Source organism: Streptomyces sp. NPDC049597 (genome assembly GCF_040675505.1).
Lineage (GTDB): Bacteria > Actinomycetota > Actinomycetes > Streptomycetales > Streptomycetaceae > Streptomyces.
Map to the genome: position 1 here is coordinate 1 of NZ_JBFAOY010000038.1, position 24,175 is coordinate 24,175.

Consider the following 24,175-nt stretch of genomic DNA (forward strand, 5'->3'; position numbering starts at 1 on the left):
CTTCATCGCCATGTCCGCGAGCATGAACTGGATGCCCTGGAAGTCCGCGATCGGCTTGCCGAACTGCTTGCGCTCCTTGACGTAGCCCTTGGCGTAGTCGAGCGCGCCCTGCGCGATGCCCAGCGCCTGCGCCGCGATCGTGATGCGGGTGTGGTCCAGCGTCTTCATCGCCGTCGCGAAGCCCGTGCCCTCCGCGCCGATCATGCGGTCCGCGGGAATGCGGACGTTGTCGAGGTAGACCTCGCGCGTCGGCGAGCCCTTGATGCCGAGCTTCTTCTCCGGCGCGCCGAAGGAGACGCCCTCGTCGGACTTCTCGACGACGAAGGCGGAGATGCCCTTGGAGCGCTTGTCCGGGTCGGTGACGGCCATGACCGTGTAGTACTCGGAGACACCGGCGTTGGTGATCCAGCGCTTCACGCCGTTCAGGACCCAGAAGTCGCCGTCGCGCACGGCCCTGGTCTTCATGCCGGCCGCGTCCGAGCCCGCGTCGGGCTCCGAGAGGCAGTACGAGAACATCGCGTCGCCCTTGGCGAGCGGGCCCAGGTACTTCTTCTTCAGCTCCTCGGAGCCGGAGAGGATCACAGGCAGGGAGCCCAGCTTGTTCACCGCGGGGATCAGGGACGAGGACGCGCAGACGCGGGCCACCTCCTCGATCACGATGACCGTGGCCAGCGCGTCCGCGCCCGCGCCGCCGTACGTCTCCGGGACGTGCACGGCGTGCAGGTCGGCGGCGACGAGCGCGTCGAGCGCCTCCTGCGGGAAGCGCGCCTCCTCGTCCACCGCCGCGGCGAACGGCTCGATCTTCGCCTCGGCGAGGGAGCGGACCGTCTCGCGGAGCATGTCGTGCTCCTCGGAGAGGCGGAAGAGAACGAAGTCGTGGCGCATGGGGCTACCCCAGTCTGTCCCGGCCGCCATAGGCAGCGACGGCAACGAAGATGGCACTAAGTACCCTCCAGTATGCACACTGAGTGCCATGAATCCAGCCCCCGCCCCGGTGGCGCGGGACCGGCCGCACGCCACCCGGGGGCGGTCGCGTCCGGTGCTATGTTCCCGGCATGAGCGAGGTGCGTGGACACGGTCCGGGGGGCGGCGGCGACGTGAAGCCCTCGATGCGCGATGCCCTGATCGCGGCGGCGTTCGAGTTGTTCCTGGAGCGCGGATTCGAGCAGACCACGATCGACGACATCGTCGCGCTCGCCGGTGTGGGCCGGAGATCCTTCTTCCGCTACTTCCCCTCCAAGGAGGACGTGGTCTTCCCCGATCACGAACGGTGTCTCGCCGAGATGACGGCCTTCCTGCAGACGGGCGGCGACGAGGAACCCGTGGCACGGGTCTGCGACGCCGCTCGCCTCGTCATGCGGATGTACGCCGACAACCCCTCCTTCTCCGTGCAGAGATATCGCCTGACCAAGAGCGTGCCGGGGCTGCGCAACCATGAGTTGTCCGTGGTGTGGCGATACGAGCGCACCCTCGCCGACTACCTGCGTCGGCGCTTCGCCGGCTGGTCCGAGGGGACCCTGCGGGCCGATGTGATCGCGGCCTCCGTCGTCGCGGCCCACAACCACGCCCTTCGGTCATGGCTCCGCTCCGGCGGGCAGGGGGACGTCGCGGCCCGCATGGACCCCGTCCTCGACTACGTACAGAGCGCCTGGGGTCCGGCGGCGGAGGCTCAAGGGGCCGGCGGGCGAGAGGCGGAGGACGTGGTGGTCCTGGTCGCGAAGCGCAGAACACCGATGTGGCGCGTGGTCCGCGGGATCGAGACCGCCCTCGAGGAGAGCTGATCGCACACCCGACCTCAACTGGGGGAACTGAGTTCCTTTACAGGTGGCACTCAGTGCCATAGTCTCGCTGGCACGCGGCCGCGACGCGGCCTGCGTGCTCCAGCCGTGACCGAGGTGGGCCATCACCTCCCGTCGCGGAACGCTTCGGATGCCTCCGGCTGCGCGTGCAGGGAGATGACACGGTGTTCTATGCAGCGATCGAGACCGCGGACAACGAGCCCCTCCGAGGGAGTGGCGCTTCCAGCGCCGTGCATGTGCCACCTGCAGACTCGGACGATCTCGGCGGGATGTCGCAGGACGGGGTGCGGGGCGGCGAACTGTACTTCCAGCGCTGCCGGTGGTGCCACACCGCTGCCTTCCGCCGCCTGCTGTGCCCGGTCTGCGCTTCCACCGATCTGGCATGGGAGCGCAGCGCCGGCACCGGCGTCGTTCGCCATCTCACCGTCGTCGGCCGGAGCACCGGTAACCCCCGAGTGCTCGCCATCATCGACATGAGGGAAGGGTTCTGGCTGCGCTCCAGGGTCATCGGTGTGTCACCAGGCGCCGTGCGGGTGGGAGCCGTGGTGCGTCTGGCCGTGGACGGCGGACCGGAAGCGCACGAGCTCACCTTCCGACTCGGCGACGTCCCCCCACCGCGTTGAGCCGTACGCCCCTGGCGGTCGCACAGCCGGCCGCTCCCCTCGACACACCAGCCGGGGCTTCCACACCTACGACGGCTGACACCCTCCTCCCGGGAGGGACCGCGGCGTCACTGCGGCTGGAGCCGCTGCGGCGCACGAGGCCTCCGCGAGCGGTTCTCAGCGGGCGAGATCGTCCACGCTGTTCAGAGCGGTGTCGATCTCGGCTGGTGTGTTGATGACGGCGGTACCGATCCGGGCGTACGTCGAGGTGGACAGCCGCACGCGGTGGGTGGCGGCATGGTCGACGACCTGCTGATGGGTGCGTCCGGCCACGCTGAAACACGTGATGCCCGCTGACAGCTCCGGGTCGGCAGGGGTGTGCACGGTGACCCCCGGGATGCGGCTCAGTCCTTGTTTCACCCGCGTCGACAGCTGTGTGATGCGGGCAGCAACGCGTGCTCGGCCCAGCTGCTCATGCAGCGCTACCGCCACCGGCAGGGCGAAGGCATGCTCGAACGCCAGGAACCCGCCGGGCGACAAGGGTGCTGCTCCCCCGCCGCTGATGAAGCTCACGAATGTGGGCCGCAGTTGGTCGAGGACGTCCGGCGCCACCCAGACCAGCCCCGTTCCCCTTGGACCGAACAACCATTTGTGCGTTCCTGCGATCACCACGTCCGCGCCCAGGCCGGCGGCATCCTCGTCGATCGCCGCCAGGCCGTGCACGCCGTCGACGACCAGCAGGCACCGGTCGGCAGGGCTGCGGCCCTCATTGGCTCGGCGCACCACGTCGGCCACCGCGCGCACCGGCATCCGAAGCCCCGTGCTCGACTGCACCCAGGTGATCCCCACGACTCTGGTGTTCGGGCGAATCGCCTCGCCGACCGCCGCAGCGATGCCGTCCGCCGTCGCGGTGGCCGGATCGGCGAACCAGGAGGCCAGCCGCAGCGTGTTGCCGTGCTTGTCGGCCGCCAGCCGGGCGGCCGTGCGATGGGAGATGTGGTCGTGCTCGGTCAGCAGGAACTCCTGTCCCGGACGGGTCAGGAGGCCGTTGTAGAAGACGCCCAGCCCGATGCTCGTGCTCGCCGTCACCGCGATGTCCTCGGCCCTGCCTCCCAGACAGGCCGCGAGCGCCTGGCGTACCCGGGACCATCCGGTAGGACCGTCGGGCAGCGACAGCCCCGTGGGCACCGAGAGAGGATTGGCGTCGACCTGTTCGCTCACATGCTCCACCGCATCCCGCACCACCTTCGGATGCGAGGCCAGATAGAACAGCGCAAGGTTCGCCCATCCGGGCTCCAGGCGAAACTGCGCCCGCAAGGCGTCCCAGTCCACGCGCCCGTCGATCGTGGTGACGGGCCGCTCCCGTGGTGTGCTCACACGGGCCGCGCCGGAGCTGGGCACGAGGGCGACCGCCACCGCTCCCGCGGACTTGGCCAGCAGGTCGCGCCGGCTCGTCATCGACATCCAGCACCCCTTTGCACCGCGACCGGCGGAGCGGTGGCGGAATAGCTGTCCGGTGCCCTTCTGACGACGAGGTTACGCAAAGTGGCCGCGGGCGCCGACAGCACATGCCCAAACGGCGCCCGTCCGGGGCAGGCGTGCTGGGCGCTGCGCCACCGCCGTTTCGCGTGGCGTCCGGCCGGCTGCGCCGGCAACCCGTCCGACTTGTAACATTCGGCAGGGCACATCGCCGCCCCTGTGGCACAAGAGATCAGAGGCACAGTTCTGTGAAGGCACGTGACAAGTGGCTGACCATCCCGCTCGCGGCGGGGGTGGCGGCCGGCCTGTTGAGCGGCTGCGGCGACCAGGAGGGCGGTGCCGGTTCCGACGGCGGCTCTCTGGTCATAGGCATGTCGGACGAGGTCCTCGCCACTGATCCGGCGGCAGGCTACGACCCCGGTTCCTGGCTGCTGTTCAACAACGTCTTCCAGTCGCTGCTCAGCTTCCCCAAGGGCAGCTCCACCCCACAGCCGGAGGCGGCCGAGCGCTGCGCCTTCGACGAGGGTGGCAGCAGGGTCTACCGCTGCACGCTGCGCGACGGTCTGACGTTCAGCAACGGCAACCCTCTGACGTCGGAGGATGTGAAGTTCTCCTTCGAGCGTGTGCGGAAGATCGCCAGCGACGCGGGCCCCATGCCTCTGCTCTCCACCATCGACAGGATCGAGACGCCCGACGAGAAGACGGTCGTCTTCCGGCTCAACGCCCCCGACGCCACCTTCCCGAGCAAGATCGCCTCGGGCGCCGGCTCCATCGTGGACCACCGTGAGTACGAGGCCGACGCGCTGCGCACCGACGGCAAGGCGGTCGGCTCGGGGCCGTACAAGCTCGACTCGTACAGCAAGGACAAGGCGGTCTTCTCGCTCAACTCCCGCTACCGGGGCACCGCCAAGGCGCAGAACTCGGGTATCACCCTCAAGCTCTTCCACAGCGACCAGAAGGCGCTGGCATCGGCGCTCGGCGAGGGGCGGGTCGACATCGCCTACCGAGGACTGACCGCGGGCGACATATCCGAGCTCCAGGGCTCGGCGTCGGCGGACGCCCAGGGGATCGAGGTCATCGAGGGCACCGGCGCAGAGGTGCAGCACCTGGTCTTCAACCTCAACGACCCGGTCGTCGGCAGGCTCGGCGTGCGCAAGGCCATCGCGTACCTCGTCGACCGCGACGCCCTGGTCCGGGACGTCTACCGGTCCACGGCAACCCCGCTGTACTCGATCGTCCCGGCCGGCATCACCGGCCACAACACCGCCTACTTCGACATGTACGGCGGCAGTCCGCAGCCGCAGCGGGCGAAGCGGGCACTGCGCTCCGCCGGCATCAACGACAAGGTGAAGCTCACCCTCTGGTCCACGCCGAGCCGCTACGGCCCCGCGACCGACCAGGAGTTCAAGGCGATCGCCCAGCAGCTCAACGACAGCGGCCTGTTCGATGTGACGGTCACGTCGGTCGGATTCGAGCAGTACGAGAAGGACATCGCGGCCGGGAAGTACGGCGTCTACGTGAAGGGCTGGGTCCCCGACTACCCCGACCCCGACAACTTCACCCAGCCCTTCTTCGGCGAGGACAACGTCCTCGGCAACCACTACCAGAACAAGAGGATCACCGGCTCGATCCTCCCCCGGACCGCCGCCGTCACCGACCGGGCCGCCACCGAGCAGCAGTACGGGGAGCTCCAGGACCTGGTCGCGGCGGAACTGCCCATCCTGCCGCTCTGGCAGGGCAAGCAGTACGCGGTGGCCTACCGCAACATCACAGGCCTGGAATGGACATTGGACGCATCGACCGTCTTCCGCTTCTGGGAGATCAAGAAGATCTGACCGGCCGCCCCGCCCCGCCCCGGTGAGCAGCCGGGGCGCCCCGGCTGCTCACCGGGGACATCGACACCCGCTACCGGGCGACAAGGTCCTGCCCCACGAGCGAGCCGGCGGGGCGCAGCAGGCGCTGTCCACACGACCTCCGCGTGCCTTCTGCAGCCCACCGGTGATCACCCCTTCGGCGAGGAAGCCGTTGAACCCGCTCGTGCGCCCCGGCTCCCGTCCATGAGTGAGTAGTTCCTGCTCAAGTGCTGATCGCTTCCGGTGATCCAGGCTGTCCTTCGACGTACGAGCTGCGGCTCACCGGCAAGGCTTCGGGAGTATTGATGAGCGCACATGGTGATGTGGACATGGGTCACACGGTGGCGGGGTGGACCGGCACCTCCCTCGCAACGATCGGCTTCGGCGTCGCCAGCCTCGGCATCGTCTCTGTATCCGGTCCTGCGATCGCCGTAGGCATCGCGATCATCGCGCTGTCCGTGATCGTCACCTGGGTTCTTCATCTGGCCGGTTGGGGCAAGCCGAGCGGCCCTCGTCCGGCTGACCAGTGGGACTGGCGCGTCAAGGACCTCACCGCGCGTCAAGGGCACCCTGACTGTGTCGGCTGCCGGACAGCCGGACGGCGGGCATCGGCGGCTGCTGAAGTCGGCAAGCCGGTGCCGGAAACCGTCGGCGCGCGGCTGTAGAGCAGTGTGCTGTCTGCCGTCGAGGAACGCGTGGGGGGCACGGCCAGCTGACCGGTACCGGCACGGATACCGGCGGACCTTGTAGGGGTCGGGGCGCACCCAGGGAGTAGACAGTGTCTACTCAAGTCCTGTAGACAGGGTCCATGAGCGAACGGGACACGGGTCTGCGCGCCCGGCTGGTCGACGTCGGCGTCGATCTCGTGAAGAAGGAGGGCATGCAGGCCCTGTCCCTGCGGGAGATCGCCCGCAGGGCGGGTGTCTCGCACGGCGCCCCACGCCGCTACTTCCCGACCCACCTGACACTGCTGTCGGCGATCGCCCGCCGCGGTTTCGAGGACGTCGCCGCGCGGGCGACCGAGGCCGTCGCCGCCGCCCGGCTTGAGGACGACCCACGGGCGCAACTCGTTCTGTTCGGACGGGTGTACCTCGACTTCGCCAGGACCGAGCGCGGCATGTACGACCTGATGTTCCGTCACGATCTGCTGGAGAGCAACGAGCTGGGCCTTCGCGAGACAAGCCTGCCGTTGTACCGCACCCTCGTGGACCTCGTCGGCCGGGCACGGACGGAATCCGGCATGGGCGATGGAGTCGGCCTCGCCTCCGAACCGGTGATCGTCGCCGGTGCGCTGTGGGCGAATCTGCACGGCATCGCGCAGTTGTGGGGCTGGGGAAGCCTCCAGCTCGCCACGGGCAGCGACGACGTCGAGCCCCTGCTGGGCGCCGCCCTGGACGCGCACCTTGGTCCATGTACCCGATGAGCGTCCCACCGACCGGCACCACGGCGCCACCGGGCCGGCGTGGCCTCCAGCGAATAGCCCTCACCAGCAGCATCACCGGTGCGGTGGTGGTCGCCGTGGACGGCTCCGTGCTCACCGTTGTGCAGCCGGTCATGCAGCGCGAACTCCACGCGTCGTTCACGCAGATCCAGTGGACCAGCACCGGATATCTGATCGCCGTGGCGAGTCTGCTCGTGTTCGCGGGCCGGCTCGGCGACCGCTTCGGTCACCGCCGCATCTTCGCCGTGGGGGCGCTGGGCTTCAGCGTCACGTCGGCGGCGATCGGCCTCGCCGGCAGCGCCGGACTCGTGATCGGATTGCGTGTGCTCCAGGGCGTCTTCGGCGCCCTGCTGCAGCCTGCCACGCTCGGAATGCTCCGCGCCGCCTACCCACCCGACCGGCTCGCCATGCCCATCGCGCTGCGCACCAGCGCCATCGGCCTCGCGGTCGCCGCCGGGCCTCTCGTCGGCGGCGCACTCGCCGTCCATCTGGGCTGGCGCTCGGTCTTCTTCCTGAGCGTCGTGCCCGCGCTCACCGTCGGTGTGCTCGTCCTCCTCGTGCGGACACCGGAGCCGGAGTGCGCCGACCACGCCCGCGGAGGTCTCGGCCTGCCCGGAGCCTGCCTGTTCGCTGTGTCCCTCGGGAGCCTGGTGCACGCCCTCGTGGAACTGCCCGGGACCGGCTGGACCGCGGCGACCACCCTTGCGGTCTTCGCCGCGGCGGCCGCCGGAGCCGCCTTCGTTGCCTACGAGCGGCGGACCGCGAGTCCGCTCGTACCGCCCGACGTGCTGCGGTCGGTGCCCCTCATGGCGTCGCTGGCCGTCCTGGTGTCGGCGTCCGCGGCGCTGCTCGGAACCCTCTTCCTCGCCACATACCTGCTCCAACACGTCCTCGGACTGGACCCGTTCTCAAGTGCGCTGCGCATGCTGCCTCTGGCGGCGGTGATGGTCCTGGGCGCCCCTGCGTCAGCGCTGCTCCAGCGCCGGCTGGGCCACCGGCGCACGGCGGTGGCGGGAATGGCGCTTCTCGCGCTCGGCATCCTTCTGGCGTCGCGCCTCGACGGGCAGTCGACGCCGATGGCAACCGGCCTCTCCTTCCTTGTCATCGGTGCCGGCTTCTGCCCCGTCATGGTCACGGCGACCGCCGTCGTCGTGCGGGAGGCGCCCCTCGGGGCGGAGGGCGTGTCCGGCGGTCTGCAGCAGACCGCGATGAACATCGGCCCGGCGCTGGGCGTCGCTGCGGCGACGTCACTGATGACCCTCCCGGCACAGGGTGCTGGTGGAGACGGGGGTGCGGAGTCCGGCTGGACGAGCGCGGCCTGGACCTCGGCGATGGGCCCCACGCTCATCGGCCTCGCCGCCGTGGCCGCGACCGGCGCGCTGCTGGCCACGATGCTTCCCGACCGCGCCCGCGTTCACCCATACCGCCACCGCAAATGAGGCCAGCCACCTCGGACTCGGTGTGGACTGTTTCCTGTGCCGAACCTGCGGGGACGAACGAGCGCGCCAAGCGGCCAAAAGCGGTCGCCGACCGTCGTGGTCAACCGCGGCTTCTCCTCTGCGGACCCTGTCACAGCTGCTCAAGGAGCCCGGTCGAGGTGTGCTGCGAGTTCTTGACGTGTGGTGATGCCCATCTTGCCGTAGATGCGTTGCAGGTGGTTGTCGACGGTTCGGACCGAGAGGGTGAGCCGTGCCGCTATGTCCTTGCTGAGGAGTCCCCGGGCGGCGAGCAATGCTATTTCCTGTTCCCTTTTCGTCAGTGAGGCACCGGCTTCGGTGATCAGGAGAGCAGGGGTGCGGGCACCTTCACAACGTGCCGCGAGGTTCCGGGCCCTGATGGCGGCGGCTCGCGAAGGCCGTCCGCTGCCGTTCGCTCGCAGGAGCTTTGCCGCGGTGGCACACGCTTCGGCAGCCAACAGGTCCGCTCCCATGGTCTCCAGTCGGTCCCCGACAACGAGGAGTCCTTCAGGATCCTCAGCTGCCCATGCGGTGGCAAGGTCCGACCGAGCCTTGTGAAAGCGGTTGTCACCCGTTTCGGCGATCTCCCTCAGGCGGCCGGCGGCCTCCCGAGCGCCGCCGAGCCGAGTGAGGTCCGTCAGGAGAATGGCTTCGAAGGAGATCTGGTGTCGTTCTCGAGCCTCTCGTGCCGCCGAGCCCAAAATCGTCCGTGCACGCGTCAGCTCGCCGCGCGCGACACAGAGCCACGCCTCGCCCAGCATCTCTTCCGGCAGACGCACCGCCGTACCCAGTCGACAACGCTCGGTCCAAGCCTTCTCCGCCGCCTCCACGTCACCTTGCAAGGCGGCAGACGCCGCCAGGCCTGCCAGTGCCATCGACAAAGGGTTGGCAGTGTGGGGGCGCGACGCGTAAGCCACCTGGGCGTACCAACGGCGCGCCGACCCGGGGTGACCGGCAAACCACTGGGCGCGCGCCAGGTGAAACTCCAGGAGCCGGTGCGAAGTGGGAGCCGAGACGGGTTCCCTGGCCAGGGCGGCATGAATCCCTTCTGCGACCGAGCGGGCCTCGTTGAGCCGGCCGTCCTCCGTCAGGGCGAGGACACGGATCGACTGGTACTGATGCAGCGCCTCATGCATGCCGAGGGGGGAGCCATTCGACTCAGCCGCTGACATGACGTCCCTGGCCCTTTCCGCCCACGCCAGTGCTTCCTGCGCCGCGCCGAAGGCGGACAGGGCTGCCGACTTCGTGATCGCGGCGATGAACCGCGTCTGCACATCGACAGCCCCCGGGTCGTCCAGGTCGAGGCTTTCACACAAAGCCCGGCTACGGGCGAAGTCACCCACCGCCAAGGCGCACATCGCCTCGTTGACCGTCAGGGCGAATCGGCCGGACGGGCTGCCTACGCGACGACGAGCCGCGCCCAGTACCTCCCACACCCGCTCGGAGGAACTGCCCAATCCCCAGACGAGGTTCTGCGTCCGCACCAGCGTGACAGGGACAACCTCACGTTCACCTTCGGCCACGGCGTCGGCCATCGCGAGAACGGCCTCGGCATGGTCGAAGTCACCCGTCTCGAACAGTGCCTTGCCCATGAGCAGGCGTGTGCCGACACCGTGCTGCTCCTCGGACAGCGCCCGGAGCAGGAACAGCGCCTGCGTGTACTCAGCGGCATGCACCGCCAAGGCCGCGGCCTGGGCCAGCAGCGCCGGGTCGGCCGTACCGGTTGCCGCCAGTCGGTAGCGGGCCAGATGCAACGCATCATCACGGCGCCGCGCTCCGCACCTTTCCAGAACGGCGACATGGCGCAGCAGCGTCTCGCGCCGGCGGACCTCCGGCATCTGCTCGCGCAGCACCTCGCCGTAGAGGGGATGAGCCAGGCGCATGGTGCTGCGCCGCTGCTCGGGCACGACGACGACGAAGCCGGCTTCTTCCAGCTCCTCGGCGGCTTGCAGGTCCCCTTCCCCGGCCAGGAGTGCCGGCGACAGTGGTTCGCACAGGGCCAGTGTGTCCAGAACGCGGCGGCCTGCGGTCGAGGCACTGCTCAGACGCAAACGGATCAGATCGGTCAGACGCCGAGTCGTCGAGAACCGGCACTCCGTGATCTCCCAGAGTTCGCCGTCGTGCGCCAGGGTTCCGGCCTCGGCGGCCCCTGTGACCAGCTCGCGCAGGAAGAGAGGATTGCCGCCGCTCGAGGCGTGGACCAGATTGGCGGCACGACTGCCGACCGTGCCACCGAGAACACGCTCCAAAAGTTCCCGTACACAGTGGAGCGGGAGGTCACACAGATCCACACGGTGTGCTGTGTCGCCGCCTGTCAGTGCCGCTACGACGTCGTTGCAAGCCTCTCCCGACCGTACAGAGCCGATCAGAAAGACAAGTCCGGCGTCCATCAACTGTCGCAACAGCATGGCGGAGGTCGCATCGAGGAGATGCACGTCGTCGATGAGGATGACGGTCCGGCCGCCGCGCGGCCGGCTTTCCCGAAGAGCCTCGGCCACGGCGGCGAACCCGGCCACCGGGTCGGAGAGGCCGATACCGTTCGGCAGGAGGTGCGCAATGGCCCCGAGCGGAACCGAGGCCGCCGCCACGGTGGCCACCGCACGACGGGTGGCATGCCCCTTCTCCTCGGCCTTCTCCAGGCACTCCTCTGCCAGGCGGGACTTGCCCACACCCGCATGGCCGTAGATGAAGAAGCCCGTTCTGCGCCGATCGGCGAGAACCTCGTCGAACTCCTTCGTCTGGACGGCACGTCCCACGAGGGGCCATCGGCGCACCAGCCGTTCCCGGACCAGGCCCTGCACTTCGTCTCCCCACCTCCCCAGCTGCGCGCGCCCCCCGCATCCTGCGATCAGGTGCCGTGACGACCTCCACACCCGCCGACGATTGATTCGTCGCAGCCGAATCTCCCTGGCTCTCGCCGGAGCAGTGCAAGGACAACGGGTCGAACGCCACGGACAGGCCAATTGTCCTCCACCTGGACTCCGCGACAGTGATCGCCAATTCACGGCGTTCGACGGCTCCCGAGCCCAAGGATATGACGGCTGGACGAAGAAGCCGCGGCGCGGTCGCCGGCGGATGAGGTGGGAGGTCAGGCAGGCCGGCAGCAGTGCGGAGGCCCTGCTGTGCGCCGCCCGCCGACGCGGCGGGCTCGCCCGCCCTGCCGCGGATCGCGTCGGCCACGCGGGGCCGGAGCCGGTGCGCCCCGCGGGCCCCCACGCTCCTCCGGCGCTGCCGAGCACGGCTCCGCCCCGTGCCCCAAGGCCGCGCCGAACCGCATGGCCTTCCAGGAGTCCTGTCGTTCGGCGGCGGCGCGGCGATCGGCTTGCAGCGCACCAGGCGCTGACGCCGGACGTCCTGTTCTGGGGGCCTTTGGGACGCAGCCAGGGAGTCGAGGCGGTCGAACGCTTCGTGTCCGAGATACGCCTCCATCCGGCAGGGCCGGGCACCATGGTGCTCTGCTCCGCGGTCGATGCTCCAGGCGAGTGGGCGCGCTACAGCTGGGTGTACAACACGCTGGGCAGCGGTCCGACGCTGTTCCGCACTGACGTGGTGCATCTCCGGTGGTGCGGGGCCAGCCCGTTCGGGCCGCATCGCAGCGCCGCGCCACCGGCCACGCGCGGCACTCCCCTGCGACCCAGAACCTCAGCCGCGGCCCGCGGCATCGGGCCGGCGTCCCCGGCCTCGGCAGCGGACTTCCCAGCTGACGCTCGCGGGGCTCCTCGGATGCTGGAAGGATTGTCCCGTGTTGATCTCGGTTCCTGAGCTGCGACGGAAGCTTGGCCAGTCAGGCCTTGTAGTCATCGATGCCCGAGCTCCCGTGGGAGAACCTGCCCGAGGCCACGCGAAGTACAGAGAGGGTCACATTCCCGGTGCGCGCTGGCTGTCATGGGACGAGGCGCTGCATGCACGCGACCCGCACACTCCGGGGCGTCTGCCCGAAGCGGAGCGTATACGGGGGGCGCTGGCAGCGTGTGGCGTAGGGGAAGGCGACTCGATCGTTGCCTACGACGACAACCAGCAGTTCACCGCCGCGCAGTTGGTATGGATCCTGCATACCTACGGGTTTCGTCGTGTGCACAGGCTCGACGGGGGATGGCCGTGCTGGACAGCCTTGGGCGGGGCCGTTGAGCACGGGGAGCCGGCGGTCGAGCCCCGCACGGGGCCCGCGTTGCCGGCTCACGCAAGCGAATCCAGCCGAGCCGAGATCGACCACGTACGGGCGCTGATCAATGAGGGTGCTCCCATTCTTGATTGTCGTCGCGACAGCAGCTGGTGCGAAGATCCCTACCTGATACCAACGGCACAACGTCTTCCCGTTCGGCTGCTCCTGGACGACAACGGCCTGTTCCTGCCGCCGAGTAGACGCCTCCGTATCGCGCAAGAGGCTGGTGCACTTGCGGACAGAACGACTCTCGTCTACTGCGGAGCCTCCATCTCCGCAGCAGCAGTCTGGTTGGGGCTCACCGAGGCGGGGTGGGAGGACGTACGCCTTTATGACGGCGGCCTGCCGGAGTGGACCTCGCTGGGTCATCCCGTTCAAGCCAACACTCGCCCATCGTGACGTCGGCTGCTTCCGCGGGTGCGGCGGTGGGCGACGGGGTGGATGCGGTGTCGGTGGCGGAGTCGGTGTACTGGCGAAAGTGGCGCGCCCACGGACCCGGTCGTGGGTGTGCGGAGTTCCAGGCAGTGTTCGCGCAGCCGGCGCAGACGTTCAGCGGCCTGTGGGCCCAGCCGGTCGGGGCGGTGATGATCCGGCGTGCGGCTTTCCCCGGGGAATGGGTCGTTCGCGAGACTCGTCCAGGGCCAGGCCACCTCGTCCTGCAGGGCCCCGGCGCTCGACCCGACGCGGCCCCGCGAGGCGCGGCCGCCCGGGGCACCGGCGGGGGCTCGTGCGGACCGGCGACGGTCCGAGGCCGTCAGGTCAGTGCCTGCTCGTTGCCGTCGCTGCCGCCGCGCGGAGGTGTTCGATACCGGTGTCGAGCGCCGACGTGAGGTGCGTCGAGTCGCCCGTGGACATCATGATGGTCACGCCTCCCTGGATGCCCGCGAGCAGCGCGGCGGCCGTCCGGTCCACATCGAGGGCCGGCGACACCAGGCCGTTGGCCTGAAGGGCGCGCATGCCGCGGGCCAGTTGCTGCTGCCATTGGCGCATCAGCTCCGTGACGATCGCCCGTGCACCGGGGCGGGACCGCCCGACCTGCAGGAACAGCGCCCCCAAGGGGCAGTGGTCGCCCTGTCGTTCGTAGCGTTCCACCACCGCGTTGCGCCACTCGTGCCAGGACTCCCACGAGTCCAGACGCCCCAGGTGCGGCTGCTGGTCCTCCAGGACGCGGTCCGCTTCGAACCGGGCCACCGCCAGCAGCAGTTCGTCCTTGCCGTCGGGGAAGTAGTGGAAGAGCTGGCTCTTGCTCGTACCGGTGCGGCTGCGGATGTCGTCGAGGGTCGTGAAGGCGACTCCCTGCTCGCGCAGCACCTCGGCCGCCCCGGCGACGATGCGGGCCCGTGTGGCGCGGCCCTTTGCAGTCGGCGCGTCCGGCATGGCGCCTCCTCTCCCCACTCGATGGACCAACCAGTCCACTTTACGGGAGGCAACCCGGACGACGGCGCTCCCTGCACGATGCCTTTTTGGACTTGCCGGTCCATTTTCTGCCGTGGACAGTTGGCCGCACATCGAGGCAGGCGAGGGAGATCGCATCATGAGTGAACGACTGCGGAACAAGACGGCACTGGTCACGGGATCGACCAGCAACATCGGGCAGGCGATCGCAGAGGCCTTCGCCGCCGAGGGGGCCCACGTCGTCGTGTCCGGGCGCAACCGAGAACGCGGGACACGGGTCGTCGAAGGGGTCCGCGCCTCCGGCGGCCGGGCCGATTTCCTGGTGGCGGACCTCGACGGCAGCCCGGAGGCTTCCCGCGACCTGGCCGACCGGGCCCGTGAGGCTCTGGGCGGGCGGATCGACATCCTGGTGAACAACGCCGGCATCTACCCTGCCCCGGGCACCACCACCACCGACGAGAAGACATTCGACGAGGTCTACGGGGTGAACGTGAAGGCGCCGTTCTTCCTCACCGCTGCCGTCGCCCCGGCCATGGCGGAATCGGGCGGCGGGGTGGTCGTCAACCTCGGCTCGTGGATCGCGCGCCTGGGTGTTCCCCTCGGCGCCCTCTACAGCTCCACCAAGGGAGCCATGGAGACGCTCACACGGGCGTGGGCCGCGGAGTTCGGCCCGAGGGGCGTGCGGGTGAACGCCCTCTCGCCGGGCGTGATCCTGCCCCCGGCGCCGGACGGCGGCGAGCCCCACCCGGGCGAGACCATGATGAAGGGCACCCCGGCCGGTTCCGTCGGCACACCGGAGGCCATCGCGCATGCCGCGGTCTGGCTGGCCAGTGACGAAGCGTCCTTCGTGCACGGCACGGTGGTGGACGTCGACGGCGGCAGGACCGGCGTCGCGGTCATCGCCGCATAGGCCCGTCGGAGCACCTGCTGCCGGCCCCTTCGGGTGCCGGACGCCGCCGCCACGGGACCCGGCGCCGGCGTCCGACACCCCTTTGGGGCACAACAATCACGCGAGCAGCGCGTGGCGTCGCGCTCGCCGACGCCACGCGGGTGAGCATGTGCGGACCCAGCCCTCTTCCCGCACCGAGGCGATGCCATGCCCGACCGCGCCGACCATGTCCGTCCCGAGAGCGTCGCACCACGGTGGGTCCAGCGGCACCGGCCGCAGGAGCAGTCGCTGTTCAGCGGGATCTACGGACTGGTCCTCGCCAGTGCCCTGGTGGCCGCGCTCCACGCTGCGGGCGAGGAGGCCGATCCGGGTCCGGACGCCCTGTGGGTCCTGCTCACCGCGATGGCGTCGGGCGCCGCCCATGGGTACGCGCACGTCATCGCCCAGCGTGCGTCCGCCAACGCGGCGACCACCACGAGCAGATCGCGGTCGGTGCTCGCCGAGTGGCCACTGGTCGCCGCCGTACTGCCCACGGTGGCGATGCTGCTCGCCGCGGTTGCCGGATGGTGGGCAGAGGCCACGGCCGTGGACGTGGCCCTGCTCTTCAACACCGTCGCGCTGTTCGGCCTGGGCACCTCGGCCGCCCGCACCGCCGGGTACGGATGGCCGTCCTCGTGCCGGGCAGGGGGTCTGGACATGCTGATCGGCCTGGTGATCATTGCCGCGAACGCCCTGATCAAGTAGCCACCCCGCCGGGCCGGCCACCACAGCGACCGGCCTCAGCTGGCCGCCAACAGCGGCGACGGTGCCGGGCCCGCGCACCCTGGTGGTGCGGCAGTGCCGGCGCGGCATGATGCCGCGGGTTCAGGGACGGGCGACCGGGCGGCTCTGCGTCAGGCGGGCGCCGAGGGTGGCGGCGAAGTCCTCGGCGCGGGCCAGCTGAACGCGGAGCCTGTCGACCTGCTCCGTGGCGGCCTGCTCGTACTCGCGCACGCGGTCGAGCAGGCGCTCCCGCTCCTCGGTGTCGAGGTCGCTGTCGGCGTCGAGCCGGTCGGTGGCGTCCAGGAGATCGCGCATCTGGTCGAGGGTGAAGCCGAGCGGCTTCATGCGGCGGATGACCATGAGCCGCTGTACGTCGGTTTCGGTGTAGAGGCGGAAGCCGCCCTGGGAACGGGCGGAGGGGACGACCAGGCCGGTCTCCTCGTAGTGCCGGATGGTGCGCAGGGACAGTTCCGTCCGCGCGGCGACTTCACCGATCTGCATGTGCTTGCCGTCCACGCCCGTGGTCCTGGCCCTTCTCGTCGTGGCGGGGCTGCGTCCGTGCGGCGCCGCCGATCTCTACCCTAACGTTAGGGTAGAGTTGCTGACGACGAGGGCGGCCTGCGCCGCCCGCAGTGCTGTGTCGGGGCCGACGACGCCTCCGGCGAAGATCCGATTCTTGCGGAAGAGAGCGTGCGCGAGCCCATGACGCCCATCGCCGCCGCCTGCCCGCCATGACGCCGCGCCCCCGGGCGTGAGCCAGGCCGCACTTCGCGCAGCCCCAATGCTCCGCTGCCTCCTCCTTCCGGTCCGCCCCTGGCGGGTCGTCCGCGGGGTGCCGGCCCGGCCCTTCCGCGTTCTCCCCCGTGCCCCCGCCCAGGGGTGTGCCCGAGCACGACAGGTTTCCTCTCCCTTGTCCTCTTCCGCTGTGTCCCCCGCCGCGCGGCTGCGCGGACTGCGCCCCGACTGGCTGAACGACCCGAAGGTCTGGCGTACCGAGGTCCTGGCCGGTCTGGTCGTCGCCCTCGCGCTGATCCCCGAGTCGATCTCGTTCTCGATCATCGCCGGGGTCGATCCGGCGGTGGGCCTGTTCGCCTCGTTCACCATGGCCGTGGTGATCTCCGTCGCGGGCGGGCGCCGTGCGATGATCTCCGCCGCGACGGGTGCGGTCGCGCTCGTGATCGCGCCGCTGAACCGTGAGCACGGGTTCGGGTATCTGGTGGCCGCGGTCGTCCTGGCCGGTGTCATCCAGGTCGCGCTCGGCGCGCTCGGTGTCGCGAAACTGATGCGGTTCGTGCCGCGCTCGGTGATGGTCGGCTTCGTCAACGCCCTCGCGATCCTGGTCTTCATGGCCCAGGTCCCCGAGATGACGGACGTGCCGTGGCCCGTCTACCCGCTGATCATCGGCGGTCTCGCGCTGATGGTGTTCTTCCCGAGGATCACCACCGTTGTCCCGGCGCCGCTGGTCTCCATCGCCATCCTCACAGTGATCACGGTCGCCGCGGGCATCGCGGTGCCGACGGTGGGCGACAAGGGCGCCCTGCCGTCCTCGCTCCCTGTACCCGGGCTGCCGGACGTGCCGTTCACCCTGGACACGCTCACCACCGTCGCCCCCTACGCCTTCGCGATGGCGCTCGTCGGCCTGATGGAGTCGCTGATGACCGCCAAGCTGGTCGACGACATCACCGACACCCACTCCTCCAAGACCCGCGAGTCCGTCGGCCAGGGCGTCGCCAACATCGTCACCGGCTTCTTCGGCGGCATGGGCGGCTGCGCGATGATCGGCCAGACGATGATCAACGTGAAGGTGTCCGGCGCCCGCACGCGCCTGTCCACCTTCCTCGCCGGCATGTTCCTCCTGGTGCTGTGCATCGTCTTCGGGCCGGTCGTCTCGGACATCCCGATGGCCGCCCTGGTCGCGGTGATGGTGATGGTGTCGTTCGCGACGTTCGACTGGCACTCCATCGCCCCCAAGACCCTCAAGCGGATGCCGGCCGGCGAGATCGCCGTCATGGTCATCACCGTGATCTGCGTGGTCGCCACCGAGAACCTCGCCATCGGCGTCGTCGTCGGCTCCGTCACGGCGATGGTGGTCTTCGCCAAGCGCGTCGCCCGCTTCGCGGAGGTCACCGCTGTCACGGACCCCGATGGAGGTACGGTCGTGTACTCCGTGACCGGAGAGCTCTTCTTCGCATCCTCCAATGACCTCGTCGGCCGGTTCGACTACGCCACCGACCCGGACAAGGTCGTCATCGACCTGTCCGCGGCGCACATCTGGGACGCCTCCTCGGTCGCCGCCCTGGACGCGATCGGGACCAAGTACGCCCAGCGCGGCAAGACGGTGGAGATCATCGGCCTCAACCACCCAAGCGCCGACCTCCACAAGAAGCTCACCGGCGAACTCACCAGCCACTGACCCGTCCCGGTAAACCGTGCGCCGGGTGGTGGCCATGTCCGGGCCGCCCGCCGCCGAGCCGGGCGGCACCACTCCGGCCTGGAACGTCAACCCCTGGCACGGTGCCTACCCGGACTCCCTGGAGCACCAGTGGGACCAGGTCGCGGTCCCGTTCTGGCGCGAGATCGAGAGGCCGGCCGCTGAGCGCGGTACACGCGGCGCGGCCGGCGGGCGCGCGGACCGGGCCGTCGCCTTCCCGGGCACGGCGGCGACCGCCGCCGTGCCCGGTTCCTCGTGCTGGGGGTGCATCTGTCCGCCTGGTCTACACGAGCACCCTTGTCAGTACGCGATGCGGTCGGATGTGGCCAGCCACGCGTCGAACGGCGCCGTGCGGTTCGGGAGGTCCAACTGCTCGACCCGCATGGGCCACATCGACTGGGGCCTCTTCTCGAACAGGTCGTAGAACTTGCGGTCGTCGAAACCGGCGACCGCGGCGTCGTGCCGGTCGGCGGAGTAGACGAGCCGGTCGACCCGTGACCACAGTGCCGTGGAAAGGCACATCGGACACGGTTCACACGAGGTGATCAGGACGCAGCCCTCGAGTGTGAAGGTGTCAAGTTCCTTGCAGGCGGCGCGTATCGCGCTCACCTCGGCGTGCGCGCTGGGGTCCAGGGTCGCGGTGACCTGGTTGTTCCCGGTCGCTACGACGTCGCCGTCCTTGGCGATCAGTGCGCCGAACGGGCCGCCGCCGCTGGTCGCGCTGCTGGTGGCCAGTCTGATGACCTGGTCCATCCAGGCACGCTCGAAGTCCTGGATGCCTGTTTCGTGGGTGTGCGTGGTCACGGTCACTCCTTCGGGAGACGGTCGGGACTTTCCGGGTGCTCTGCCCGTGCGGGGCACCGCATCGGGGGAACGCGTGGCGCGCCGCGGGTGTCGACGTGAGATCAGCGCTGCCGACGGCACCCGCGAGGCGTCATCACGGCTGGACGCCGCAGATCTGCTCCGGCTTGACCGGGGTGTGGGTGAGGTTCAGCCCCGTCGCGTTGCGGATGGCGTTCACGATCGCCGGGGTGGCGGAGATGGTGGGCGGTTCGCCGACGCCCCGCACGCCGTACGGCGCGTTCGGATCAGCCCTTTCGATCACGTCCACCGTCATCGGAGGCATGTCCAGAACGGTCGGGATCAGGTAGTCGGTGAACGACGGGTTGCGGATCTTGCCGTCCTTGACCTGGATCTCCTCCATCACGGCAAGGCCGAGCCCCTGCGCGGAACCACCGTGGATCTGCCCGACGACGGCGTCCGGGTTGACCGCCTTGCCGACGTCCTGGGCACAGTCCAACCGCACGACCTTGACCAGCCCCAGGTCGGTGTCGACGTCCACCACCGCCCGGTGTGCGGAGAAGGCGTGCTGGACGTGCACACGCCTGCTCTGTCCGGTCTCCGGGTCCATCGCGTACGTCCGCAGGTGGTGGTATTCCCTGGTTTCCTCGATCACGTCGTCGCCGAGCAGGTCGACGAGGTCCGCGACGACGCCGGTGGATGCGGAGACGACCTTTCCGCCGGCGAGCGACAGATCCGCGGGGTTTTCGCCGAAACGCTGGGCGACCCGGTCGAAGAGCACGTCGCGGACGGCTTCGCACGCGTTCTTGACGGCGCCTCCGGTGATGTAGGTCTGCCGGGAGGCCGAACTCGACCCGGCGTCACCGACGTTGGTGTCGGCCGGGTGGATGTTCACCCGCTCCACGCCGAGTTCGCTGCGGGCGATCTGCTGCTGCACGGTGACCAGGCCCTGCCCGACCTCGGCCGCCGCGGTGTGCACCATGGCGACCGGCTCGCCGCCGATTGCCTGCAACCGCACCCGCGCCGTGGAGTAGTCGTCGACGCCTTCCGCGTAGGAGACGTTCTTGATGATCACACCGTAGCCCACGCCCCGGACAACGCCTTCGCCGTGCGAGGTGTTGGACAAACCACCCGGCAGGCTCCGGACGTCCACCGGTCCGGTCCGGCTCTCCGGTGGCATCGGGAGCTTCTCGAGCCGTTCCAGCAGCTCGGCGACCGGCGCGGGGGAATCCAGCACCTGCCCGGTGTGCATGGTCGAGCCCTCGGCGACGGCGTTGAGCTGACGCAGCCGCACCGGATCCATGTCCAACGCCTTGGCGAGCTTGTCCATCTGCAACTCGTAGGCGAACGCGGGCTGTACGGCGCCGAGACCACGCATCGCGCCGCACGGCGGATTGTTCGTGTAGAGGCCCCAACCCTCGATCCTGACATGGGGCACCTCGTACGGTCCCGTGCCCAGCGACGTGGCGTTGCTGACCACGACCGGGGTCTTGGAGGCGTACGCGCCGCCGTCGAAGTACATCTTCGCCTTGACGTAGACGAGCTTGCCGTCCTTGGTCGCGCCATGCTCGTAGTACATCTTCGCCGGGTGGCGGTGCACGTGGCCGTAGAAGGACTCCTCCCTGTTGTAGACCATCTTCACCGGCTTGCCGGTGTGCAGCGCCAGCATGCAGCAGTGGATCTGCATGGACAGGTCCTCACGGCCGCCGAAGGCCCCGCCGACGCCGGACATGGTGAAGCGCACCTTCTCGACCGGCAGCCCGAGCGCCCGCGCCGTCTGCTTCCGGTCCACGTGGAGCCACTGGGTGGCGATGAACAGGTCGACCCCACCGTCCTCGGCCGGGACGGCCAGACCCGATTCCGGCCCGAGGAACGCCTGGTCCTGCATGCCCAGGGTGTACACGTCGGACACCACGACGTCGGCCGTGGCTTCCGGGTCGCCCTTGATGATCGGCTGGTACCGCACCACGTTGCCCTCGGGGTGGAGCTTGGGCAGTGTGTCGTCGTGCGCGGCCCGCTCCGGGTCGGTGATCGGCTCCAACACCTCGTAGTCGACCACGATCTTTTCCATGGCGCGCCGGGCGGTCTCCGGATGGTCGGCGGCTATCAGGGCGACCGGCTCGCCCTGGTAGCGCACGACGTCCTCGGCAAGCACCGGCGTGTCGGCGACCTTCAGGCCGTAGATGTTCTCGCCGGGGACGTCCTCGTGGGTCAGCACCGCGTACACGCCGGGGTGCTTGAGCGCCGGACCGATGTCGATCGAGTTGATCCGCGCGTAGGGGTGCGGGCTGCGCAGGGTCGCGCCCCAGATCATGTCCTCCGCCCACAGGTCCGAGGAGTAGGCGTACTCCCCGCTCACCTTGAGCGTTCCGTCCGGCCTCAGTGGGCTGTCGCCGATCCCGCCGGCGATCGACTCATTGAGACCCTGCGGCGTGCGGGCGGGAGAAGTCTGGTTGGTCATCAGGAAGCCTCCGATCCATGTGCTGGGCGTCTGTGGTCAGCGCTTCCCCCATGTGACGGGTCGGAGGAAGACCACGGCACTCGTCCGTTGATCTGTTTCAACGTGCCTTGTGGCGATGCGACTTGCGTGTTGAGTACACAGCCGACCGAGCGGGGCCAGCCAGGGGTGGAAGGCATGAAAGCGTCCGCAGGCCGAGGCCGTTTCTTCGTAGGCTCCTACAAGAGCAGGCCGGGTCCCCATTGGTAGTCAACTCCTAACGCCGTGGGCCATGGTTCAGGGGCGCAGGGCGATGTCGGTGCGTGTGAAAGTGGTTTGTCGACCTGGGTGTTGCGTGGGTACCGTCGCCGTCTGTGACCCCTACTGTGCGCACCGAGCGGCTCCTCCTGGAGCCTTACGTCCCCGAGGACGAAGAGGGCTTCGTCGCTCTGTTCCAGGACACCAGGGTGTCGCAGTGGATGGGCGACGGCCCCGCTTCCGAAGCAGCAGACCGGGCCCTGTTCGGGCGGATCTTCACCAAGGTCTATGCCCAGGACCTGTTCGATGTCTGGGCTGTTCGCCGGGACGGACTCCTGGTCGGGCATGCCGAGATCAAGCCGACCGACGTCACCGGCGGCCACGAGATCGTCTACGCTCTGGCACCGGCGGCATGGGGGTTCGGTCTGGGGACCGAACTGGCGGAGGCGCTCGTCGCGTACGGCTTCACCATGCTCGGCCTGTCGAAGGTCTACGCCACCGTGGCTGCACCCAACGAGGCCTCACTCGCCCTGCTGGCCAGAATCGGTTTCGAGCATGTCCGGGACGTCAAGGAGGACGACGGCAGCACCACCCGCATGTTGGTCCGCCGTCCGACGGCGAGCGACAAGCCGTCCCTCGTCCGATAGGGGCGACTCCCCGGCACACTCAGCAGCGACCCAGCCGATCACCTGTACTGGCGGCTGCTGGACGCCCTCGCCTTCGCCCCGGACGCGGAGAAGGTCGCTGCGCCATGGCGGGAACTCGGTCGAGTCGATCTGACACCGGCCGTCCTGGCCCAAGCCTGGAGGAGTATCTGCAGGCGCTCTTGCGTCAGTGCGAGCACTCGCCGGCGCTGGGCTGATCTTCTCCGTGGCCGGTGAGATCACAGCTGACAGTCGACATGGTCGGGGATCAGGGAGGCGAGCGATACCGGCGCGCCGGAACGGTCATTGCGGGACAGTCCTTGGGCGTGCCAGGTGCACAGATCCCCCGATCGGTCTCACCAACCGCCGCCGGGATACGCCTGTGAGCAACGCGGTCCCGATATAGTGAGCTACCGACTTCCGCGAGCGAAAGCAATTGAGCATGGCGGTAGAGCGCAGGCCCGGAATTCTCACGGCGGCATACGTCGATGACCACACGTCGCCCGTGGACCACACGTGATGTCGGCGCCATCAGCCACTCCATCCGTCCCTGGCGAACCTTGCGTATCGCCGGTCAATTCACACAACGAATGGGATCCGCTGGAGGAGATCATCGTCGGGCGTCTCGACGGCGCGACGATTCCCTCCAAGCATCCGGTCGTGGGCTGCAACATCCCACCGTGGGCGGCGCGCCTGCAGGGGCTTGCCGCCGGCTTCAAATATCCACGCGTGCTCATCGAGCAGGCGCAGCAGGAGCTCGATCGGTTCATCAGCCTCCTCCAGTCGCTCGACATCACGGTCAGGCGCCCGGACGCGGTCGACCACCGGCAACGCTTCGGCACCCCCGACTGGACGTCGCGCGGTTTCTGCAACACGTGTCCGCGGGACAGCATGCTCGTGATCGGCGACGAGGTCATCGAGACTCCGATGGCATGGCCGTGCCGGTATTTCGAGACCCACTCGTATCGCGCGATCCTCAAGGACTACTTCCGGCGCGGTGCGCGCTGGACGGCGGCACCGAAGCCGCAGCTCACCGACGACCTGTTCGAGGCGGATTTCCGTATCCCCGAGGCCGGCGAGCCCATGCGCTACATCCTCACCGAGTTCGAGCCGGTGTTCGATGCCGCGGATTTCGTGCGCGCGGGACGCGACCTGTTCGTGACGCGCAGCAACGTCACCAACCGCATGGGCATCGAATGGCTGCGACGGCATCTCGGATCGGGGTACCGCATCCACGAGGTCGAGAGCCGCTGTCGCACGCCCATGCACATCGACACGACGCTCTCACTGCTCGCGCCCGGCAAAGCACTCGTCAATCCCGAATACATCGACGTCGACCGCCTGCCCGACATCCTGAGTTCGTGGGACATCCTGATCGCCCCGGAGCCCGACCGGATCGACGAGCGCCTGCTCAAGATCACCTCGATGTGCGGGAAATGGCTCAGCATGAACATTCTCATGATCGACGAGAAACGGGTGATCGCCGACCGGCACCACACCAATATGCTGCGGGCACTTGAGAAGTGGGGGTTCGAGCCGATCCCGTGCGACCTGCTGCACTATGCGCCGTTCGGTGGCTCATTCCATTGCGCGACGCTCGACATCCGGCGTCGCGGCACGCTCGAATCGTATTTCTGAGGAGCGCGCGGCAGGCGCTGTACGGCCGGCCAGACGGTGGCCGAGGACGCCACAGCCGAGGGCGCGATCACCTCCTCCTGGCCGCCCTCGGCGCGTCCGTCGTTGCGTGGAGCCCCGCCACCGCGAT

Annotated in this window: 19 protein-coding genes and 2 pseudogenes; 14 read left to right on the top strand and 7 right to left on the bottom strand. The window is 69.1% G+C overall.

What is annotated here, in order from left to right; translation table 11 throughout:
• The coding region (locus AB0K02_RS29580; RefSeq protein WP_365995633.1) for an acyl-CoA dehydrogenase family protein at positions 1–915 on the bottom strand (915 nt) is incomplete at its 3' end.
• A gap of 194 nt (positions 916–1,109) precedes the next feature.
• On the opposite strand from AB0K02_RS29580, the gene AB0K02_RS29585 reads away from it, so the two are divergent.
• Together AB0K02_RS29585 and AB0K02_RS29590 are read left to right on the top strand one after the other, a co-directional pair.
• On the top strand, positions 1,110–1,781 hold the full coding sequence (locus AB0K02_RS29585; RefSeq protein WP_365995675.1) for a TetR family transcriptional regulator: 672 nt from the start codon (positions 1,110–1,112) through the stop codon (positions 1,779–1,781).
• 254 nt (positions 1,782–2,035) lie between these two features.
• Positions 2,036–2,422 carry an OB-fold domain-containing protein gene (locus AB0K02_RS29590; RefSeq protein WP_365995634.1) on the top strand — a complete coding sequence of 129 codons (387 nt, stop codon included), beginning with the start codon at positions 2,036–2,038 and terminating at the stop codon, positions 2,420–2,422.
• A gap of 156 nt (positions 2,423–2,578) precedes the next feature.
• Here AB0K02_RS29590 and AB0K02_RS29595 read toward each other — a convergent pair whose 3' ends face one another.
• Positions 2,579–3,733 (bottom strand): aminotransferase class V-fold PLP-dependent enzyme, encoded by a 1,155-nt coding sequence (locus tag AB0K02_RS29595; protein ID WP_365995635.1) that lies wholly within the window; start codon positions 3,731–3,733, stop codon positions 2,579–2,581.
• 395 nt (positions 3,734–4,128) lie between these two features.
• Between AB0K02_RS29595 and AB0K02_RS29600 the strand changes: the two genes are divergently transcribed.
• The 4 genes from AB0K02_RS29600 to AB0K02_RS29615 all read left to right on the top strand — a co-directional run bounded on the left by AB0K02_RS29600 (position 4,129) and on the right by AB0K02_RS29615 (position 8,613).
• Positions 4,129–5,715, top strand: coding sequence for an ABC transporter substrate-binding protein (locus tag AB0K02_RS29600; protein WP_365995636.1), 1,587 nt, complete (start codon positions 4,129–4,131; stop codon positions 5,713–5,715).
• 323 nt (positions 5,716–6,038) lie between these two features.
• Entirely contained in the window at positions 6,039–6,398 is a 360-nt protein-coding gene (locus tag AB0K02_RS29605) for an HGxxPAAW family protein (RefSeq protein WP_365995676.1), read from the top strand.
• A 143-nt stretch (positions 6,399–6,541) separates the two neighbouring features.
• Positions 6,542–7,156: a TetR/AcrR family transcriptional regulator gene (locus AB0K02_RS29610; RefSeq protein WP_365995637.1), complete on the top strand. Its 615-nt coding sequence runs from the start codon at positions 6,542–6,544 to the stop codon at positions 7,154–7,156.
• Positions 7,153–8,613 (top strand): MFS transporter, encoded by a 1,461-nt coding sequence (locus AB0K02_RS29615; RefSeq protein ID WP_365995638.1) that lies wholly within the window; start codon positions 7,153–7,155, stop codon positions 8,611–8,613. The genes AB0K02_RS29610 and AB0K02_RS29615 overlap by 4 nt, the downstream gene beginning before the upstream one ends.
• A gap of 140 nt (positions 8,614–8,753) precedes the next feature.
• On the opposite strand, the gene AB0K02_RS29620 is transcribed toward AB0K02_RS29615, so the two are convergent.
• Positions 8,754–11,432 (bottom strand): LuxR C-terminal-related transcriptional regulator, encoded by a 2,679-nt coding sequence (locus AB0K02_RS29620; protein ID WP_365995640.1) that lies wholly within the window; start codon positions 11,430–11,432, stop codon positions 8,754–8,756.
• A 532-nt stretch (positions 11,433–11,964) separates the two neighbouring features.
• On the opposite strand from AB0K02_RS29620, the pseudogene AB0K02_RS29625 reads away from it, so the two are divergent.
• Positions 11,965–12,192, top strand: a pseudogene (locus AB0K02_RS29625) (nuclear transport factor 2 family protein); the annotation flags it as partial.
• Positions 12,101–13,192, top strand: a complete 1,092-nt coding sequence (locus AB0K02_RS29630) for a rhodanese-like domain-containing protein (protein WP_365995641.1) — start codon at positions 12,101–12,103, stop codon at positions 13,190–13,192. The pseudogene AB0K02_RS29625 and the gene AB0K02_RS29630, both read left to right, overlap by 92 nt.
• Positions 13,193–13,552: 360 nt before the next feature.
• Here the strand turns inward: AB0K02_RS29630 and AB0K02_RS29635 are convergent, their stop codons facing one another.
• Positions 13,553–14,170: a TetR/AcrR family transcriptional regulator gene (locus tag AB0K02_RS29635; protein WP_365995643.1), complete on the bottom strand. Its 618-nt coding sequence runs from the start codon at positions 14,168–14,170 to the stop codon at positions 13,553–13,555.
• 157 nt (positions 14,171–14,327) lie between these two features.
• Here AB0K02_RS29635 and AB0K02_RS29640 point away from each other — a divergent pair, with 157 nt between their 5' ends.
• Positions 14,328–15,098 (top strand): SDR family oxidoreductase, encoded by a 771-nt coding sequence (locus tag AB0K02_RS29640; RefSeq protein WP_365995644.1) that lies wholly within the window; start codon positions 14,328–14,330, stop codon positions 15,096–15,098.
• Positions 15,099–15,284: 186 nt separating this feature from the next.
• Positions 15,285–15,821, top strand: a complete 537-nt coding sequence (locus AB0K02_RS29645) for a hypothetical protein (protein ID WP_365995645.1) — start codon at positions 15,285–15,287, stop codon at positions 15,819–15,821.
• A gap of 120 nt (positions 15,822–15,941) precedes the next feature.
• Here the strand turns inward: AB0K02_RS29645 and AB0K02_RS29650 are convergent, their stop codons facing one another.
• Positions 15,942–16,355 carry a MerR family transcriptional regulator gene (locus AB0K02_RS29650; RefSeq protein ID WP_365995646.1) on the bottom strand — a complete coding sequence of 138 codons (414 nt, stop codon included), beginning with the start codon at positions 16,353–16,355 and terminating at the stop codon, positions 15,942–15,944.
• Positions 16,356–16,749: 394 nt separating this feature from the next.
• Between AB0K02_RS29650 and AB0K02_RS29655 the strand changes: the two genes are divergently transcribed.
• On the top strand, positions 16,750–18,252 hold the full coding sequence (locus AB0K02_RS29655; protein WP_365995647.1) for a SulP family inorganic anion transporter: 1,503 nt from the start codon (positions 16,750–16,752) through the stop codon (positions 18,250–18,252).
• Between the two features lie 318 nt (positions 18,253–18,570).
• On the opposite strand, the gene AB0K02_RS29660 is transcribed toward AB0K02_RS29655, so the two are convergent.
• Both AB0K02_RS29660 and pucD read right to left on the bottom strand, forming a co-directional pair.
• Positions 18,571–19,074, bottom strand: a complete 504-nt coding sequence (locus tag AB0K02_RS29660) for a nucleoside deaminase (protein WP_365995648.1) — start codon at positions 19,072–19,074, stop codon at positions 18,571–18,573.
• 133 nt (positions 19,075–19,207) lie between these two features.
• Positions 19,208–21,532, bottom strand: a complete 2,325-nt coding sequence (gene pucD / locus AB0K02_RS29665; protein ID WP_365995649.1) for a xanthine dehydrogenase subunit D — start codon at positions 21,530–21,532, stop codon at positions 19,208–19,210.
• Positions 21,533–21,882: 350 nt separating this feature from the next.
• Between pucD and AB0K02_RS29670 the strand changes: the two genes are divergently transcribed.
• From AB0K02_RS29670 to AB0K02_RS29680, 3 genes and pseudogenes are all read left to right on the top strand, one after another.
• Complete coding sequence (locus AB0K02_RS29670) at positions 21,883–22,413, top strand: GNAT family N-acetyltransferase (protein ID WP_365995650.1); 531 nt, start codon at positions 21,883–21,885, stop codon at positions 22,411–22,413.
• A gap of 12 nt (positions 22,414–22,425) precedes the next feature.
• Positions 22,426–22,628: pseudogene (locus tag AB0K02_RS29675) on the top strand (hypothetical protein); the annotation flags it as partial.
• 301 nt (positions 22,629–22,929) lie between these two features.
• A complete protein-coding gene (locus AB0K02_RS29680) occupies positions 22,930–24,048 on the top strand; it encodes an amidinotransferase (RefSeq protein WP_365995651.1) in 1,119 nt (372 codons plus the stop codon).
• The last annotated feature ends 127 nt before the right edge of the window (positions 24,049–24,175 follow it).